Origin of the sequence: Bacillus sp. SLBN-46, assembly GCF_031453555.1 — a bacterium.
Lineage (GTDB): Bacteria > Bacillota > Bacilli > Bacillales > Cytobacillaceae > Neobacillus.
In genome coordinates, this window is record NZ_JAVIZM010000001.1 from 771683 (window position 1) to 789030 (window position 17348).

19 protein-coding genes are annotated in these 17348 nt (G+C 32.5%); 13 read left to right on the forward strand and 6 right to left on the reverse strand.

Features of this window, described 5'->3' with window-relative positions; all coding sequences use genetic code 11:
- Positions 1 to 9: 9 nt before the first annotated feature.
- The 12 genes from QFZ87_RS04135 (at position 10) to QFZ87_RS04190 (ending at position 12246) form a co-directional block, all read left to right on the forward strand.
- Positions 10 to 1179, forward strand: a complete 1170-nt coding sequence (locus tag QFZ87_RS04135) for an O-antigen ligase family protein (RefSeq protein ID WP_309858062.1) — start codon at positions 10 to 12, stop codon at positions 1177 to 1179.
- Between the two features lie 73 nt (positions 1180 to 1252).
- Positions 1253 to 2332 carry a glycosyltransferase family 2 protein gene (locus QFZ87_RS04140; protein WP_309858065.1) on the forward strand — a complete coding sequence of 360 codons (1080 nt, stop codon included), beginning with the start codon at positions 1253 to 1255 and terminating at the stop codon, positions 2330 to 2332.
- Between the two features lie 138 nt (positions 2333 to 2470).
- A complete protein-coding gene (locus tag QFZ87_RS04145; RefSeq protein ID WP_309858068.1) occupies positions 2471 to 3658 on the forward strand; it encodes a polysaccharide pyruvyl transferase family protein in 1188 nt (395 codons plus the stop codon).
- Between the two features lie 196 nt (positions 3659 to 3854).
- Positions 3855 to 4274 (forward strand): hypothetical protein, encoded by a 420-nt coding sequence (locus QFZ87_RS04150; RefSeq protein WP_309858070.1) that lies wholly within the window; start codon positions 3855 to 3857, stop codon positions 4272 to 4274.
- A 148-nt stretch (positions 4275 to 4422) separates the two neighbouring features.
- Positions 4423 to 5397 carry a lipopolysaccharide biosynthesis protein gene (locus QFZ87_RS04155; RefSeq protein WP_309858072.1) on the forward strand — a complete coding sequence of 325 codons (975 nt, stop codon included), beginning with the start codon at positions 4423 to 4425 and terminating at the stop codon, positions 5395 to 5397.
- Positions 5376 to 6374, forward strand: coding sequence for a glycosyltransferase family A protein (locus QFZ87_RS04160; RefSeq protein ID WP_309858075.1), 999 nt, complete (start codon positions 5376 to 5378; stop codon positions 6372 to 6374). Before QFZ87_RS04155 ends, QFZ87_RS04160 begins: the two co-directional genes overlap by 22 nt.
- 173 nt (positions 6375 to 6547) lie before the next feature.
- On the forward strand, positions 6548 to 7558 hold the full coding sequence (locus QFZ87_RS04165) for a nitroreductase family protein (protein WP_309858076.1): 1011 nt from the start codon (positions 6548 to 6550) through the stop codon (positions 7556 to 7558).
- Between the two features lie 154 nt (positions 7559 to 7712).
- Complete coding sequence (locus QFZ87_RS04170) at positions 7713 to 9125, forward strand: UDP-glucose dehydrogenase family protein (protein WP_309858079.1); 1413 nt, start codon at positions 7713 to 7715, stop codon at positions 9123 to 9125.
- Positions 9109 to 10146 carry an SDR family NAD(P)-dependent oxidoreductase gene (locus tag QFZ87_RS04175; RefSeq protein ID WP_309858082.1) on the forward strand — a complete coding sequence of 346 codons (1038 nt, stop codon included), beginning with the start codon at positions 9109 to 9111 and terminating at the stop codon, positions 10144 to 10146. Before QFZ87_RS04170 ends, QFZ87_RS04175 begins: the two co-directional genes overlap by 17 nt.
- A 234-nt stretch (positions 10147 to 10380) precedes the next feature.
- Positions 10381 to 10932 (forward strand): hypothetical protein, encoded by a 552-nt coding sequence (locus QFZ87_RS04180; protein WP_309858085.1) that lies wholly within the window; start codon positions 10381 to 10383, stop codon positions 10930 to 10932.
- 137 nt (positions 10933 to 11069) lie between these two features.
- Positions 11070 to 11216, forward strand: a complete 147-nt coding sequence (locus tag QFZ87_RS04185; RefSeq protein ID WP_309858088.1) for a hypothetical protein — start codon at positions 11070 to 11072, stop codon at positions 11214 to 11216.
- Between the two features lie 592 nt (positions 11217 to 11808).
- Positions 11809 to 12246: a magnesium chelatase domain-containing protein gene (locus QFZ87_RS04190; RefSeq protein WP_309858091.1), complete on the forward strand. Its 438-nt coding sequence runs from the start codon at positions 11809 to 11811 to the stop codon at positions 12244 to 12246.
- Between the two features lie 253 nt (positions 12247 to 12499).
- On the opposite strand, the gene QFZ87_RS04195 is transcribed toward QFZ87_RS04190, so the two are convergent.
- The 4 genes from QFZ87_RS04195 to QFZ87_RS04210 all read right to left on the reverse strand — a co-directional run bounded on the left by QFZ87_RS04195 (position 12500) and on the right by QFZ87_RS04210 (position 15319).
- Positions 12500 to 13018 carry a competence protein ComK gene (locus tag QFZ87_RS04195; RefSeq protein ID WP_309858094.1) on the reverse strand — a complete coding sequence of 173 codons (519 nt, stop codon included), beginning with the start codon at positions 13016 to 13018 and terminating at the stop codon, positions 12500 to 12502.
- Positions 13019 to 13150: 132 nt separating this feature from the next.
- Positions 13151 to 13417: a helix-turn-helix domain-containing protein gene (locus tag QFZ87_RS04200; RefSeq protein WP_309858096.1), complete on the reverse strand. Its 267-nt coding sequence runs from the start codon at positions 13415 to 13417 to the stop codon at positions 13151 to 13153.
- A 321-nt stretch (positions 13418 to 13738) separates the two neighbouring features.
- On the reverse strand, positions 13739 to 14221 hold the full coding sequence (locus QFZ87_RS04205; RefSeq protein ID WP_309858099.1) for a sigma-70 family RNA polymerase sigma factor: 483 nt from the start codon (positions 14219 to 14221) through the stop codon (positions 13739 to 13741).
- Between the two features lie 642 nt (positions 14222 to 14863).
- The gene (locus QFZ87_RS04210) at positions 14864 to 15319 is read right to left on the reverse strand and encodes a hypothetical protein (protein ID WP_309858102.1); all 456 of its coding nucleotides are present in this window, start codon (positions 15317 to 15319) and stop codon (positions 14864 to 14866) included.
- A gap of 342 nt (positions 15320 to 15661) precedes the next feature.
- Here QFZ87_RS04210 and QFZ87_RS04215 point away from each other — a divergent pair, with 342 nt between their 5' ends.
- The gene (locus tag QFZ87_RS04215) at positions 15662 to 15934 is read left to right on the forward strand and encodes a hypothetical protein (RefSeq protein ID WP_309858104.1); all 273 of its coding nucleotides are present in this window, start codon (positions 15662 to 15664) and stop codon (positions 15932 to 15934) included.
- 453 nt (positions 15935 to 16387) lie between these two features.
- Here the strand turns inward: QFZ87_RS04215 and QFZ87_RS04220 are convergent, their stop codons facing one another.
- Positions 16388 to 16516, reverse strand: a complete 129-nt coding sequence (locus QFZ87_RS04220) for a hypothetical protein (RefSeq protein WP_309858107.1) — start codon at positions 16514 to 16516, stop codon at positions 16388 to 16390.
- Between the two features lie 52 nt (positions 16517 to 16568).
- Positions 16569 to 16901: a hypothetical protein gene (locus QFZ87_RS04225; RefSeq protein ID WP_309858110.1), complete on the reverse strand. Its 333-nt coding sequence runs from the start codon at positions 16899 to 16901 to the stop codon at positions 16569 to 16571.
- Positions 16902 to 17348 lie beyond the last annotated feature (447 nt).

Consider the following 17348-nt stretch of genomic DNA (forward strand, 5'->3'; position numbering starts at 1 on the left):
GAAGCTTAAATGATATCGCTTAATAAAAATCAAAATATAAATTATTCTATTATAATGTTTTGTATAACAATATTACTTGTATTTTTTGCAAGAGATCAATTTTTTAATTTAGGAAATTATTTTTTACTACCCATTATCACAATTATTTGTTCTGCTTTTTACTTAGCTACAATGCAAATAAATATTATTCTTAGAATTGAACATATATGTGTTTTAAGTATATTAGGGTATGCTTTTTTTATAGTTTATGTTTTAGGAAAGGGATCGGAATTTGACATAGTTGCTGCTACGTTGTTATTTTATTTGTTTTTTCTTCTTATGGTGTCAATTGATTTAAATGAAAGAAGCTTAAAATGGGTGGTTAATGCGTACGTTATTTCTGCATTAATTTTAGCAATAATACTTTTGATACAAATGAAACCACCTTATCCAGGTCAAATTCGTTATGGGATTTATTATTCTTCAACAGATTTTTACGATGTGAATTTCACCGCAACATTTATGCTAATTCCAGCATTAATAACTTTTAATCAAACCTTAGTTGCGAAAGTACAAAAGAAAAGAATAAGGAATGGCATTTTCACATTAATAATATTTTTGGCCATTGCTCTTACAGGGTCGAGAGGAAGTATAGTTCCGTTAATAGCTGTGTTCTGTTATAGAATGGTAACTTTACGAAAGCTTAAAATTTCGTATCTATTTACTTTATTGTTGTTATTAATAGTAGTTTATATTGCTCTACCTGATGAGCTATTTAATAGATTCTTTGTGGATTCATACGAGTCTAATAATGTTAGAAGGCTACATGCTTGGGAATATGGAATCCAATCCTTTTTGATTAGTCCTTGGTTTGGAAATGGACTATATTCAACAAAGAGTATTATTGAGTCTACAATAGGAATTGTATATAACGCACATAATACCTTTATCGTTATTTTGACTCAATATGGCATTATAGGTGCTATACCCAATGTATTCCTATTAATATATCCTATTTTGAAGTTTTTGACAAAGAAAACTCGGAATAACTTATTATTATATTATTTATCATTTATTTTTTCTTTAATTATGATAGAGGCTAATTTGAGTTTAGTTATACTTATTCCGTTGACAATAATGTATATGGCATTGAACTATGTAAAAAAGAATCCTTCATATGATATAAGTAATATAATGTGAAACATAATGGCCTTAATAAATTTAAAAAAGTGTTTGTTAGAATACACTCTTATAGCAAAGAGGAGGGTAGAGAATGGATGATTTAATTTCTGTTATTGTACCAGTATATAATGTAGAAAAATATTTACCTAGATGCTTGGACTCAATTATTTATCAAAAACATAAGCACTTGCAAATTATCCTTGTTAATGATGGATCCTCAGATCTTTCTGGAAAAATTTGTGATGAATATGCGAAACGTGATTCTAGAATTACAGTCATACATCAAAAAAATAGTGGTGTATCAAATGCTAGAAATAACGGTTTATTGTACGCAAAGGGAAAGTATGTACAATTTATAGATGGAGATGATTATATTGAGAAAGATATGTGCAGTCGGTTGTACGAAGCGATGAGTGATAATTGTGATCTTGTGATATGCGGTTATAGGATAATACAGGATGGCATAAGCAAGTCTAGAATGCATGATAATCATATTAATACTACAAAAGATTGGTATAGGGATTTTATCTTAATGTATGAAAATGCTTTATTACACTCACCTTGTAATAAATTATATATCAAAAAAAAAATAAAAGTGAATTTCAGACAGGATATCTCATTAGGAGAAGATTTGATTTTCAATTTAGACTACATTAGAAGTATAGAAAATATCATATGTATTCCTGACGTATTATACAGTTATATAAAATATATGCCAATAAATAAAAAACTGAGTAGTCTTGCGTCAAAGTATAGGGAAGATTTTTTAGAAATACAGTTAGTGCTCCATGAAGAGGTAGAAAATTATATTAAATTCGCATTTCCAAATAATAGTGAGATCATTAACTACGAGAAATTTCATCTTATTTCTTGTTGTTTTTCAAGCATTTCAAAAACAGTTTACTCTAGTGGGGTAAGTGCAATAAAGAAAATCAATAGTATTAAGCAGTGGTCAGAAAACAAGGAGATTCAGAAATGTATTAATACCACTAGGACATCTAATTTTTTTGAGAATATAAGTACATTTCAAAGAGTCCAGTTTAAATTATTTAGGTATTTTTTAAAACAGAAGTTATGTATAACAATTTATTTGTCTTTACGGGCAAAATATATTCTATATGAAAAAATAATAAACGAAATTTTATTAAAGAGGAATAAAATAGCTAACTGATAGAATTAATGACCTTTTAATGTAAGGTAGTTTAGATAGAGTTAAATGCCGGTTTAAAACAACAACTATATATCTCTCTTCTTAAAATTCTTATTTAGGTAAAGATAAAACAAATGCATAGTATAGAAAGGGAAATAAATGAATATATATATTTATAACTGCTCAAACACATTTAATTATGGCTCAATGATGATGGGTGAAAATTTTGTTAGTTATTTTAATAAAATACTTAAGGAAAAAAATAATTATTATGTCGAAACAAATGATGAGTTAAATATAAAAAGATTAAAGGAGGCTACTGGAATTGATGAAATATTTCCAGTTAAAATGAACTCTCTTTTTAAAGATGGATTAAATAGGTATGACTATATCTTTGGGTATCTAGGGTTTAGAAAAATCATTTCTAAATTAGCAAATAATATTGATTTAGTCGTTGTTTTGGGTGGGGATGACTTTACAGAAGATTACGGGTGGAAAGAACCAGTTTTAAATGCAATAAGATTTAATATTTTAAAAAGAGAGGGAATAAAGGTAGTAATGCTTGGACAAACTATGGGCCCATATAAATCCTTTAGAAAGCCCGTTATGAAAACTCTTTTGAATAATATAGATAAAATATATCCAAGGGATCCTATTACCTATAAATACCTTAATAACTTAGGATTGAAAAATATAGAGATAACTGATGACCTTGCTTTATTGCCTCTTTCAAAGCAAGCTCTAATTGAAAGAAAAAAAACGTTCATTACTTATTGTCCTAGTGAATTGATTTACAGATATTCAAAAGAAGGTAAAAGAGAAGAATGGATAGATTTCAATTTATTTATGATAAATGAAATTATGGAGAAATACCCAGAGAAAAAGCTAGTCTTACTTGCACATGTGTTAAAGCCTGAGCATGTGGATGATAGAATTATTGTGGATGAGCTTTATGAATTAATTAATTCAAAATATAATGGTAGAGTTATTATCCAAAATGAAGAGATGTATCCCTTTGAGGTAAGAAGGTATATTCAGCAATCACTATTTACAATTTCAAGCAGGATGCATCCTATTGTATCTTCTATTCAGTGTGAAATACCTGCAATAGCATTATCTTATAGTACTAAGTATTGGGGTATTATTGGTGAAAGATATGGACTTAACGATTATATAATAGATATAAGACATATGAACTATATTGAATTGAGAGATAAATTTAAACAAACTGTTGAAAAAGTTGAAAAAGATTATTTTGAAATTCAGGCCAAAATGAGAGAAAAAAACAAACTGGCGGAAGAAACTATTAGAAATACATTACTTGAGATAAAATCTTTAAAGGACTAGAATTGCATATTTTTAAAATACCGTGGTAAAAATTATAGACAGGTGGGTCGTAAAAATGTCGACCCTTACTTTATTTCTATAATATAGGGGATTTATTTTGGATTATTATTAGTTTTCGTTTCATACTATATAATAAATGGGAAATAAACTCCTTTCATTTATTACAAAATTATGTATTTCTATGGTGATTAAAATTATGAGAATTAAGAATTCTTTACTGAATTATTTATCAGGAATTGCTACTAAAATAATAAGCCTTATTTTAAATTTTATATCAAGGACAGTATTTATTAATATTCTCGGTATATCCTACTTAGGTGTTAATGGACTAATGACTAATGTCTTATCATTGTTAAATCTGGCAGAACTTGGAATCGGCACGGCAATTACCTTTAGTTTATATAAACCGATAGCTAATAATGATAATAAAAAAATAATTATACTTATGAACTTTTACAAGAAGGCATATAGAATTATCGGAATCATAGTTTTCTTAGTAGGATTAATATTATTGTTATTTATAGATTTAATCATAAAGGATTCTGGAGATATTGAAAACCTAAAACTAATATTTTTAATATATATATTAATAGTCAGTTTTCCCTTATTTTATTAATTATAAAGTCACTTTAATTAATGCTAGCCAAAAAGGGTATTTATTAGCTCCTACTAATGTTTTATTCAATTTAATAATAGTCCTATTACAAATAATAATATTAATAGCAACAAAAAATTTTATATTTTATTTAATTACAAATATGATAGTGTTATTTGTTCAAACTGTATATCTGAACATTAAAGTAACACGTTTATATCCATTTCTAAAAACGAAATCCACTGAAAAATTACCAAAAGAAGAATATAACTTAATATTAAAAAATGTTAAAGCTATGGTTTTTCATAAGTTGGGGGATTTTAGTATTAATGGAACAGATAATCTTATTATTTCAGCCTTTTTAAGTGTAAGTGTAGTAGGCTTATACTCAAACTATGCAATGATAATATCTTCAATTAACGCTTTTATAGTTTTATTTTTTGAGAGTATAACTGCTAGTATGGGTAACTTAATAGCTACGTCATCAGATCGAAAGAAATTAGAGGTTTTTAATATAACTAACTTTATTAGCTTTTGGATATATGGTTTTGCTACAATATGCTTTTATAATTTATTAAATCCAACTATAGAAATTTGGCTTGGCAATAAATATTTAATAGCTCAAGAAATTATACTAGTAGTTCTGTTTAATTATTACTTAACAGGCATGAGAGTTCCTGTAACAACTGTTAAATCAGCAGCTGGGATTTATGATGTAGATAAATTTACCCCTTTAACCCAAGCGGTAATAAATCTAGTAGTTTCAATATTATTAGTTCAAAAATTTGGCCTTATTGGTGTTTTTATCGGAACACTAATTTCTAGTTTAGTTTTACCATGTTGGCAGAGACCTTATATTCTATATAAGTATGTTTTTAAAACATCATCTAGACCATATTTTTTAGAATATATAAAGTATTTGTCGGTTATTTTTGGAATAATATTAGTAACTTCATGGATTATCAACACGTTCTTCTTAGAAACAACAATAATGAATTATATTGCAAGGATTATTGTATGTTTATTGGTTCCTAATTTAATAATAATAATATGTTTTTATAGGTCTAGTGTATTTAGAGAAGTAATTCAAATTCTTAAATCAGTTCTAAAGGGGAAAAGTAGATGGATAAAAAAGTCAGTATAATAACTCCATGTTATAACGGTGAGGACTTTATAAGTAGGTATTTGAATTCTGTATTAAACCAAACATATCAAAATATTGAATTAATTTTAGTCAATGATGGATCCACAGATAGGACAGAAGATATAGTTAAGTCTTATATACCAGAATTTAAGGAAAAAGGTATGGAATTAATTTATATTAATCAAGAAAATACTGGTCAATCGGGTGCATTAAATAAAGGTCTACAATTATTTACAGGAGATTATTTAACATGGCCAGATTCAGACGATATTTTAGCAGCCGAAAGTATTGAAAAAAAGGTATATTTCTTAGAGAAAAACAGAAATTTTGGGTTAGTAAGAACTGATGCGAAGATCGTTTATGAGGGGAATTTATCAACTATAACAGGTTACTTTGCAAGAAAAAATCCTAATAGGTTTAAAGAAGACTTATTTTTAGATTACATTATAGAAGATAATGTGTGGTTTGCACCAGGATGCTATATGATTAGAACAACTTCATTTATTGATGTTATTCCTAACAAACAAATCTATCCTAGTAGGGCCGGTCAAAACTGGCAAATGCTTCTACCGATTATGTTTAAATATAAATGTGGTTTTATTGATGAACCACTTTATACCTATGTAGTAAGAAGTGAAAGTCACTCACATAAAATAACTACAATGAAGGATCACTTTATACGTTGTTATGAACATGAAGATATATTATTGAATACTATTAATTCAATAAAAATGAATGAAATAGAAAAAAATAAATATATAAAAATTGTCGAAGCAAAATATATTAGAAAAAGATTTTATTTAGCAATCCAAATAAGAGACCAGGATATCTTAGAAAGAGAATTCAATCTATTATGTAATAGTAATTATATAACGATAAAAGATAAAGTTTCATTTTTTTTAGTAAAGATTAAATTGTTTAATATAATTAATAGATTAAGAAAAGTCATAAAAATTTCCTCGATAGAAAAATTTTAGATCCTAAATAAAATAATTTACTGACTTAGACACCTTTATTATAGAATATTTAACGATACAGTAACTAATAACAGCTATATTCTATTGGTATCTATATATAATAGTTTCTTCGGTGCGACATCAACTTTCTGTTAAGATTTATTTTTAAATGATATAGAAAAAAGGTGTAAATAATGATTAAAGTAATTAAAAGAATTATTCCAATTTCAATTAAACAAAAAATAGTAGATAGTAAACTTTTGACCTTAGTACAATTGATAAAAAACTATTCATTTGATATGAAAAAGTTCATTAAATATTCAGGTACTTTTAACGCTAAGAAAACAAAACAACACTATGAAGCTAGTTTGATATTTTATTATCATAAGATCGAAAAAGGGTTATCTTTACCGAAACCTAGGATTGGATTTGGTAAAGATAATGTAGATTATCTTGTATCATTATTAGAAGAATACTATAAGAAATATGGTTGGGATGATATTTCAAAAGTCACTTTAAATACTTTGTATGCTTACTATTATTTTAATGAAGAAAACGGTCTACTAATGAAGGACCTTTTTAATAGAATAGAGTGCTTAAATAAAGCCTTACCTTTGGAAAGTGAATTTTCGGTGGGTGGAGTTCAGGAATTATCTAAAGCAGATATCAATAAAAGTTATATGAATTTTAAGGAATTTGCATACTCAAGGTATAGTATTAGAAACTTTGCCCCTGGTGAGGTTAGTTTAGATTTAATAGAAGAAGCTATTAACATAGCACAAAAAACGCCCTCTGTTTGTAATAGACAAACTTCTAGAGTATATGTATATAATGATGAAAAATTAAAAAGAGAAGTATTAAGATACCAAAACGGAAATGCTGGATTCGGCGAAAGTGCCAGTAAAATTTTAATAGTTACATCTAAAATTGAAAATTTCATGGGGGTACATGAAAGGTACCAAAGTTATATTGATGGTGGTATGTACTCAATGTCATTAATTTATGCTTTACACTCGTTAGGATTAGGAACCTGTCCTCTAAATTTAGCTATTACAGAAAAAGTTGAAAAAGACTTAAAAAAAGCGGCTAACATTGGTAACTCCGATGTTTTAATAATGATGATTGCTGTAGGTAATTTACCAGAAAAACTTAAAGTGGCTTCGTCTCATAGACGTAATGCTTCCGAGGTGTTGAAGGTTTTTTAATATTGGTTAGTCATAGAAAATTGTTGAATAATTGGTTTAAACAAACCGTGGCCCTGCTTTTATCGGGAATTATTTAGTAGGATAAAAACTGACTGCCTGAAGTTAGTTTACAAGTGAAAGGGCGTTGTCATTAGAAAAGTAAAGGGGTTATTATATGTATAAAATAGCTGTTGCAGGAACAGGCTATGTGGGTTTGGTAGCTGGCGTTTGCTTTGCTGAAGTTGGACATCAAGTAACCTGTGTTGATATTGACGAGAACAAAGTAAATTTAATGAAACAAGGATCTTCCCCAATATATGAAGCTGGTCTTGAGGAACTAATGCAAAAGAATTATGCAGCTGGAAGGTTAACATACACTACCGATTATACTCAAGCTTACAAAGATGCGGATGCAATTTTCATTGGTGTAGGAACACCAGAGCAGCCTGATGGTTCTGCTAATCTTTCATTTATTGCTACAGTTGCTAGACAAATAGCGGAAACAATCGAAAAAGATTGCTTAATTGTGGTAAAGTCTACTGTTCCTGTTGGGACAAATGACAAGGTGGAGCAGTTTATTTATGATTTCCTTCCACATGATGGAGAGAAATATACTGGGAATGGATCTGGCTCTGGTAAAGAAATAAGAGTAGAAGTTGCATCTAATCCAGAATTCTTGGCTCAAGGTACAGCAGTTAAAGACACTTTAAATGCTGCAAGAATTATCATTGGTACGGAAAGTAAATGGGCACAAGACCTACTAATGGATATATATGAGCCCTTTAATATCCCTATCGTGTCTGTTAGCAGAAGATCATCTGAGATGATAAAATATGCTTCAAATGATTTCCTAGCCCTTAAAATATCTTATATGAACGACATCGCTAATCTTTGTGAATTAGTAGGTGCCGATATTCAAGATGTGGCTGTTGGAATGAGCTTTGATGAGCGTATAGGTAGTAAATTTTTAAATGCAGGTATTGGTTATGGTGGAAGCTGTTTTCCAAAAGATACAAAGGCATTAAAGTATATAGCTGATCAGCATGGATATGAACTTAAAACAGTCAAAGCAGCCATTGATGTAAATAATGAACAGAAAACTATACTCTATAAGAAAGCAAGTAAGAGATTAATTACTTTTAGCGGTCTGAAAGTAGCGGTACTTGGTTTGACCTTCAAGCCAGGAACTGATGACTTAAGGGAAGCTCCTTCACTTGATAACGTACCATTATTGTTGGATCAAGGTGCCGATATTTATGCTTTTGATCCAGTTGGAGCAGACAACTTTAAGCGTAAATATCCAGAAGGAAAGCTTAGTACAGGAAGTATAACATACGTTGATGATGTTAAAGGTGCATTAGACGGGGCTAATGTTTGCTTTATATTTACTGAGTGGGGCGAGATTAAGGCTGTGAAACCAGAGGACTATAAGAATTTGATGAGAACTCCTTTAGTGTATGATGGAAGGAATATATATAGTATGGAAGGTATGAGGGAAGCAGGAGTTGAGTATCACTCCATTGGAAGAAGCTTTGGTACAGGTAAAACTTATACAAAGGAGAAAGGCTTAAATGAATCGAAACTATAAACCACTAGATAAAAGCAAAACTTATCTAATTACTGGAGCAGCAGGTTTCATCGGATATTATTTATCTAAGAAACTATTAGAGAAAGGCTGCCACGTTATTGGAATTGACAATATTAATGATTACTATGATGTGAATCTTAAGTATGCTCGTCTGGAGAAGCTTGAACCTTTTGAGAAGTTTACTTTCATTAAGGGGGATATTTCTGAAAAGGCTTTAATTACACGTATCTTTGAAGAGTACAAGCCTAACATTGTTGTGAATTTAGCTGCTCAAGCGGGTGTACGTTATTCAATTGAAAATCCAGATGCTTATATTCAAAGCAATATGATTGGTTTCTTTAATATTCTAGAAGCCTGTAGATATAACCCAGTGGATCACCTTGTTTATGCATCTTCTAGCTCTGTTTATGGGGCAAACAAGAAAGTGCCATTTGCAGAAACGGATATGGTAGATAATCCTGTCTCTTTATATGCAGCGACTAAAAAGTCAAATGAGTTGATGGCTCACACATATAGCCACCTTTATAAGATACCAGCAACTGGACTTCGATTCTTTACAGTATATGGTCCAATAGGACGTCCAGATATGGCATACTTTGGTTTTGCTGATAAGTATTTATCAGGTGAGCCTATCAAGATTTTTAATAATGGAGATTTTGATAACGACCTATATCGCGATTTTACTTACGTTGAGGACATTGTGGAAGGGATTGAACGTATTCTTAACAATCCTTCTGTTGATGAAAATAATGTACCGCATAAGGTGTTTAATATCGGAAACAGTAATCCTGAAAAATTGATGGTATTTATTGAAACGTTGGAAAAATGTTTAAGTAATTCTATGGGTAAAGAGGTTCTATTTGAAAAGGTATTCGAGCCAATCAAGCCAGGGGATGTACCTGCTACTTATGCTTCCACTGAGGCATTGGAACAAGCAGTTGGTTTTAAGCCTAAGACCTCTATTGAGGATGGGCTACAGAAGTTTGCGGATTGGTACGTGGAGTATTATAAAATGAAGTAATATTACATGGGGGTGGCTATAGCAGCCACACCGTCTCTTTTGTTACCATTAGTTCGTTAAAACTATGCAGGAATTACTGTGTGCAAGGGAAGAAGCTCCATCCCTTGACATTCTTCGAATAGTTCATAATATCGGTGCCTGTCACCATAGCCATCAAGCTAAGCAAATAATTTCCTAATTTCGCAAAAAGAACCTATTCTTTCTTTGAAACCTAAAGAAAGGTAGGTCCTTTTTATGTTAAATCGTAAGTTGAGTGTGGAAGAGGATTTTCGACTAATTTCTGTCGATTTGATCAAGATTTTTAGCCCTAATTTTCTCAATGATTTGGCAAGAAAAAATTTATTTCTTCAGAGGTCCAGCAAATTCGAACCTAAAGATTTTATTGCTCTTTGCGGTTTTTTGAATCATCAATTAGGAAAAAAATCATTAACCCAATTATGTGGTGTTTTAGCTTCTGAAAGAAACATTTCCCTTAGTACAGAAGGTTTAAACCAACGGTTTTGCGAAGCCAGAGTAAATTTATTGAAGGATGTTCTTTCTGCACTCATTTTAAAACATTTCTTATCCGATCTTCTCCCAAGTCTTCGCCATTCTAAAATTGGCCGAATCCGAATATTGGATTCCACTTCCTTTGAACTGCCCACATTCTGTCAGGAAAAATACTTCGGTTATCACAAATCAGGTGTCAGGATTCAGCTGGAGTATGAATTGCTTAAAGGGAACTCCTGCATCTTGTTGTACAAGACCAGTTGGATAGTGATCAAGTTTTTGCCGAGGAGATTATGAGTACATTACGGAAGTTTGATTTAATTAATCGTGATTTAGGATATCTTTCTTATGAGATCCTGAAGTCGATTAGTGAAGCAGAAACCTAGTATATTTCAAGGGCGACAACGAAAATACTTGCTTTTGTCAAGGATGGAATGGAGAATTTCGTCAGATTAGACATAGAAAAAATAATGGAAGAGATGGAGATTGGTGAGACAAGAGTAATAGAAGATATCTATGCGGGGAAGGGAAAGTTGAAAATTCCTCGCCACACTTTACCAGGCGTTAATGGAAGGAGGTGAGGCTCTTTTAGCCAATATAGAGGTTATGTTTGAACAGGTAGAAAAATCGGACAAAAAGCGAAACGATTGAAGAAAAGGACCCCTTTTGAAATCCTTCTCGGCGTGTTCGAACAAAGCAATATGAGAGCTGCTTAAGAGGTTTTGTGAAAATAAATATTGAAAAAAAGCTAGTTTTGTAGGCTTATTAAAGTATGCACTTTTTTAGAATGTAATTTAGCATCGAAATAGAAATCACAAGGGTAGAAAAAATTTCCACTAATGTCGAAAAATTCGCTTGATGGCTATGATGGCACGCCCTGGATTTTGTAGAAGATTGATAGGTTTTTAGAATCATGGAAAGTTTTAGAATGAAATAGCAGCTGAATATATCTGATTACCACCGCCCCTTCCAAGACATAATAGAATTCTTCTCCTGGAAAGTGGAAAGTATTATTTCTTTTTTGGTTTGGTTTCAACTTAATAATAAAAGGGGCCAGTGAGCGGTTAATAGACTCCAACACATTTGCTTACCTATTATTTACCTTTCAATAGCTACATCTAAAGTATTTGAAAAAAATTCTGCCAATAAACCATTTTTAGGAGGAATGTAAGCATGACAGTACAAGTGACAAGTATTGGACTAAAGGGATTGGAGGGATACCGTGTCCAAGTGGAGGTGCAGGTGAAAGAAGGGATGGAGTCGATTATCATTGTCGGTCTGCCGGATGCCTCCGTTAAAGGATCGAAGGAAAGGGTTTTGGCAGCGCTGCATAGTATGGGACATTCCTTAGTTGATATGAAAGTGACCATTAACCTATCCCCTTCAGAACAAAAGAAAAACAGCCCCTTGTTTGACCTAGCGATTGCCATTGGTGTGTTACAAAGTGGAAAGTTTTTAACAGAAAAGATTTCAAAGGATACTGGTTTTATTGGTGCTTTATCATTAGACGGAACCATCCTGCCTGTGGAAGGAATGATCGCTGCCATTCTTGCAGCGAAAAAAAATCAAGCTAAAGAAGCTATTTCTCCCCTTTGCCCCGACCATTCCTAAAATTGAGATACCTGGCCTAGAGCTAGTCTATATAGAGACACTTCAAGATGTCATGGACCATTTAGCGGGCCATCCGATGCTGCCTCTCCTTCAACCAGTGGAATCGTTAGAGGATCACAGTGAAGTGGGACGGGATATTAATCAGATTATTGGCCATGAATGGGCCAAAGGAGCCTTAGAGATTGCAGCAAGTGGAGAGCACTATGTGTTGATAAAAGCCACGAGAACCGCCCCCAGTGGTTTCTTCTGTTTTTTAATGTTGTTTCTTTTTCCCTTTCTTTCTTTTCTTTGGATCAAGGAGAAAGACGACCGGATGTTTAGGTGGGCCAACGGTCAGGTCTTGCAACTGCTCGGCGTTTTGGATTTTTGTGTTGAATGATGAGAGTTTAGTTGGAACGATTATAGAAGAACCGTTGCTAAGTAGAACGTTTGTTTTTAGAGTAAAGCTTCTCGTTCTCTTGATGTGGAAGGGATTAAACCAGATGGTATCTTCATGCTTGTGTGTTTTGGTTGGAAACACGACGATCCGGTCGATGGGATTGACCAGAATGGGACACATATAAACATCACCAAGAAGATCTCTAGATGTTTCAATGGCTCCGCTTAAATTATACCCTATACATTTGATACTAATAGCGAGAATTTCTAAAGGGGACATGTCGACAAGGAAGGTCCGATTGGTTTCGTGAACCTCCGTGCATGTTTTCCCAAAGCGATCATTATGTCCCATCATGTACATGAAATCTGGTGTGATAATATACTGTTTTTCCATAAACAAACAAGGTTGCTCCTTTTGCAGCCATTCTGCTGGATTTAATAAAACAAAAACTACGGGTAGTGGGATTTGAAGGTATTACTAACTAGCCACCACCCTTCTATACTGTGAAAACGTCCTTGCCTCTAGTTAAATATCTCTAATATCAGGAAAATCCCCCTCTTCGTATCGTTTGTCCAACATTTTTCCTACTATATTTGTAAAGGTAGAAGGACGAACTTCTAGAATCCTCGCTAGTTTCATGATGGTGTCATAATTGGGTAAGACTTTATTATTCTCAAGATTGCTCAAATGTTTACGGCTTACCCCGGAACAGTCTGCTATTTCATCTTGTGTTTTCTGTTTCCCCATACGTAACCTTACGATTAATTCTCCAATGGTCTCGTGACTCTTCAATGGAATTTCTCCTTTTTAAGACCATTAAATAGTTTATAAGATTAGATAGACACGTTGCCACGGTTACATTATTTGGCGGTGATAAAAATAGTTTCCCAAGGTAAAATTTAGGGCCGTAAACAAGATCATTTTTTAAAAAATGAACCTCATTGATCCTTCAAAAATGCGGAAACACATGGATTTCAACCAAATAGTTGATTAGAATTTTGAAAAAAGTAGAATATTACAAATTTATGAATTTTTCTAAAATATTCATAGGAAAAGCTTTTAAATCCTGAGATTGCCTCCATTGTCATCGACTGTGTCCTAAGAAAGAATGGTTTAGTTCAGAGGCATATTTCTTAATTTCTGTAATGCCCCTATCTTCCATTGCTTCACGGCTGAAACAGACACGTTTTCTTGAATCGCCAGATCCTTCATAGTTTGATCATGGAGGATGATACCCACCACCCATTTTGTTTCTTTTTCTGTCAGTCCATGGCAATAAGAAAGCAGAATCTCAGCATCAAAAGGGGTGTCAGGATTTAGGTCCTGTACGGTTTCCCAATACTCTTCTTTTGGATAAGTGACCATTGTCTCATCCTTATTTTTTTGGGTCAGCTCCATTAGGAGTTTCCCTTTAATATAGGTATACGCATAGTTGGTGAAGCTTCCTTTTTCTGGGTTAAAGCGATTGTCAGCCTCCCAGAGGGCAATTAATGCTGCTTGATAGAATTCATCCTGGTTGCGGTAAAGATGAAGAGAGTGCATGATTTTATGAATCATAGGGTTATACTGCTCGACTAACTGATTAAAGCTATCCATTGCTGGATCCTTTCGGGACAGCATGCTTCCGATTTATTCCTAGGTAGCTTAAAGATATCGAGAATAAAGGCTTTAATCGAATGGAGCTTTTTCATTTTTGAAAGGAAAAATGGGAGGAAAAGAGTCTTTTTTGGCCTCAAAAAACAAATTTGGAGCTGTTTTTTGCAAATTTGAACCGTTTTGATATGAATTTGTGGAGACCAAGAGGACGGTTTTTGTGGACTCCACTGCTTTAAAATAAAGTCCCGAAAGGGATGAAATAAACGTAAGTGATAGTAAGTCGCTTAAGGTATTGGTTCTTCTTATCTAAGGCAACGGGATTGAAATGTGCAATGGTGACTATTCAAGGTCCTTGCCTAACTATCGTCGCAATCATCACCTTGAGTTCATTTTAAGTGTGGATGTAAATTGGAGAGTGTCGAGTAAAATGGGGATAATGACGAGTAAAGTTGTGGTTTGGCGAGTAAAATGAAAGTCTAACAAGTAAATTATCTAAACTGACGAGTAAAAGATATTTGCAGGTTTATAGGAAAATAAAACGAGGTTATGGGTTCTTTACATGTGCGCCAAGCTAAGGGTTAATGAAAAAGACGGTTCTTGTGGTAAAAAAAACACGAGAACCGCCCCTTTGGAAATTATTAACTAATTATTAGTTTTATCTTCGAGCATTAAAATACTACTCTTTTGTTTTAGAAGAATTGCTTCATTAGCTGATTTACTATTAGTCTCAAATAAGTCTTCTGCCTTAAGATTTTGGGTTTTTATTTTAATTTCCTGTTCAGTTTGCTTTTTAAGTTCCTCAAATTTTAGTTCCCACTCTTTTAATTTGTCTGCATAAGATTGTGCTTCTCTTTTGAAAAACTCTGCCTCATACTCATATTTTTTCTTCTCTTCAGGATCAGAAGCATCTTGAGCCTTGTAATAACTTTCTTCTGCTTTTTCTTGTTTCTCTTTCCCCATTCCTGTAAACCAACTGATAATAAGGTTTTTAACCTTACTAAGGATATATTCCAGTATCTCTTGTCCATATTTTGCAAGTAGAGTTCTAATTACTGGCCAAGCCTTCTGAATAAACCACTTGATTATTATTTTCCACATTCTGTACATCTCTCCTATGCGTTTAGGAATTAGTTGACCTAACATCTTGAAAATTCCCGGTTAATTTAATCAAAATTAATATCGGTACTTTCCACAAATTGTTTAATAATCCGATAATTGTTAGTATACCACGGAACTTGGGTATGTCCTTAAGACAATAATATGGATGACACGAATGAAGGAGGAAGTCCTTCTGAAGAGGTTCATTTAAAGATAGTAAAGAAAGGTTAGTTAAGAGTATAAAAAGCGATTAAGGGGAAAGATGTCTCGTTTGGTGATACATATGAACAAATACTAAATCTCCTTGGTAAACCAGATGAACAAAATTATGCTGCCGGACAAATGGATTTAACCTATGGAAAGGTTACTCTTCATTTAACTGATTTCTATAATCTTCCGGGCGATGATGATATCCAGCTCACCAACATAGAGCGTGTAGACCTGTACCATACAACAAAGGATGTCTTTTCCTCTTTAGGCGAACCCCTTGGTGCAGAATCTAGTGAAGATTTATATACTACTATTTTGAAATATGATGTAGATGGGTACTTATTTAGAGCGTATGAAGAGGACGATTCTACCATTTCGAAGATTGATTTTTGTATACCGGATTGAATAGTTTAATAGGGAATCTGACTATGCAGGAAGCAATTATTTTCATATTTTAATGTGTCTGTAACGGCTGTTTAATGTTGTTTCTGTATGATTAGTTTTAGAGCATCAAAACAACTTAAGGAGTTGGAACAAATGAAAAAACTGCAAGCTTTTCTTTATACATTTTACTTATGTTCATTATGTTAATAGCAAGTGTTTTAAACTATAAAACCTATTATTAATTTTACCCAACCGAAAAACGCCACCCATAATGGAACACTAAGAGAAGTACCCAAAATAAACCACCTAAAAAATTCCCCTGTTCATCCATGCAATCCACTCCTATTAGTAGATATAGACCACCATGTAGTTTTTCAATTGCGTTTTTTTAACTATAAGAGAGTGAGCTTTCAAAATCAATGGTAGGGAATATCTATTTTTACTATATACATAGGGTTAAAGGTTAATGTACCTTTAAAATTGAACTTTATACCAATTCTCTAATTGTGTACCTGCATCCGTAGCTGCAAATGCTGCGCCCACACCGGATAATAAACCTACTGTTACAACACCTGATACGATTTTTGTTTTGATTGATTTCATGATAAAATTCCATCCTTTCAAATTTGGGTTTTGTTTTTATTAAAGAACGCCGTCACTTAACAGGTTCCGTTAATCCATTTTGTTCACTTACTACTTCTGATAGAATCTCTTCAACATCCTTGGTTATTTGTGTAACTTCTCTCTCTTTTACTTGCTCTTTGTAACTTTGCAATTCGTTTTTATTTTGCTGGCTAAGATCCTCTTTGGAAGCCTGAATTTGTTGGATGTAATGGTCCTTGTGTGCTTTTATGGATTCTTCCAAATTAGCTGTGGTTCTTCCTTGAAAATCTATTAATTGCTCTTTTGCATTGTTAGCAGCCAATTGAATGTCTGTTGCAATCTTTTGTAGAGAAGCGTTCCATTCGTTCGCTGTGGTTTTATCCATTTCGAAACTGCTTTCCAAAAAAGAATTGTGATACTAAGTAGAAATCACAGAATCGGATTCTGAAAAAGCATATGTAGTTCCTTGTAGTTCCTACACCTAACAATGAGAATGATAGAAACGAACCTATGATAATCCTCTTCAATTTCACCGCCCTCCTTTGTAAATTTTGTTGGATGTTTGTTCGTTATATTGAACTTACGAGTTCATTATATAATGTAAAAAAATAGAAATAAAACCTCGAATTCAGCCGAATTCCAGGTAATTTCCAAATATTGTTCGTTCTTTCGCAGTTTTTCGTTCATTATTCAAAATGATCGTGTTCTTAATAATGATTTTTTTCTTTTTTTACTGGAAAAGGATGCTGTCGGAGTGTGTAAAACAATAAACAATTGGGTAATTCTTCCGAAATTATAGAGAGATATGATAACAACACGGGGAAAGTGAGTA

Excerpts from the sequence above, each read along its gene's own strand:
- QFZ87_RS04135 (WP_309858062.1), top strand. The coding sequence starts at position 10 with ATGATATCGCTTAATAAAAATCAAAATATAAATTATTCTATTATAATG.
- QFZ87_RS04140 (WP_309858065.1), top strand. The coding sequence starts at position 1,253 with ATGGATGATTTAATTTCTGTTATTGTACCAGTATATAATGTAGAAAAA.
- QFZ87_RS04145 (WP_309858068.1), top strand. The coding sequence starts at position 2,471 with ATGAATATATATATTTATAACTGCTCAAACACATTTAATTATGGCTCA.
- QFZ87_RS04150 (WP_309858070.1), top strand. The coding sequence starts at position 3,855 with ATGAGAATTAAGAATTCTTTACTGAATTATTTATCAGGAATTGCTACT.
- QFZ87_RS04160 (WP_309858075.1), top strand. The coding sequence starts at position 5,376 with ATGGATAAAAAAGTCAGTATAATAACTCCATGTTATAACGGTGAGGAC.
- QFZ87_RS04165 (WP_309858076.1), top strand. The coding sequence starts at position 6,548 with ATGATTAAAGTAATTAAAAGAATTATTCCAATTTCAATTAAACAAAAA.
- QFZ87_RS04170 (WP_309858079.1), top strand. The coding sequence starts at position 7,713 with ATGTATAAAATAGCTGTTGCAGGAACAGGCTATGTGGGTTTGGTAGCT.
- QFZ87_RS04175 (WP_309858082.1), top strand. The coding sequence starts at position 9,109 with ATGAATCGAAACTATAAACCACTAGATAAAAGCAAAACTTATCTAATT.
- QFZ87_RS04180 (WP_309858085.1), top strand. The coding sequence starts at position 10,381 with ATGTTAAATCGTAAGTTGAGTGTGGAAGAGGATTTTCGACTAATTTCT.
- QFZ87_RS04185 (WP_309858088.1), top strand. The coding sequence starts at position 11,070 with ATGGAGAATTTCGTCAGATTAGACATAGAAAAAATAATGGAAGAGATG.
- QFZ87_RS04190 (WP_309858091.1), top strand. The coding sequence starts at position 11,809 with ATGACAGTACAAGTGACAAGTATTGGACTAAAGGGATTGGAGGGATAC.
- QFZ87_RS04195 (WP_309858094.1), bottom strand. The coding sequence starts at position 13,018 with ATGGAAAAACAGTATATTATCACACCAGATTTCATGTACATGATGGGA.
- QFZ87_RS04205 (WP_309858099.1), bottom strand. The coding sequence starts at position 14,221 with ATGGATAGCTTTAATCAGTTAGTCGAGCAGTATAACCCTATGATTCAT.
- QFZ87_RS04210 (WP_309858102.1), bottom strand. The coding sequence starts at position 15,319 with ATGTGGAAAATAATAATCAAGTGGTTTATTCAGAAGGCTTGGCCAGTA.
- QFZ87_RS04215 (WP_309858104.1), top strand. The coding sequence starts at position 15,662 with ATGGATTTAACCTATGGAAAGGTTACTCTTCATTTAACTGATTTCTAT.
- QFZ87_RS04220 (WP_309858107.1), bottom strand. The coding sequence starts at position 16,516 with ATGAAATCAATCAAAACAAAAATCGTATCAGGTGTTGTAACAGTAGGT.
- QFZ87_RS04225 (WP_309858110.1), bottom strand. The coding sequence starts at position 16,901 with ATGGATAAAACCACAGCGAACGAATGGAACGCTTCTCTACAAAAGATT.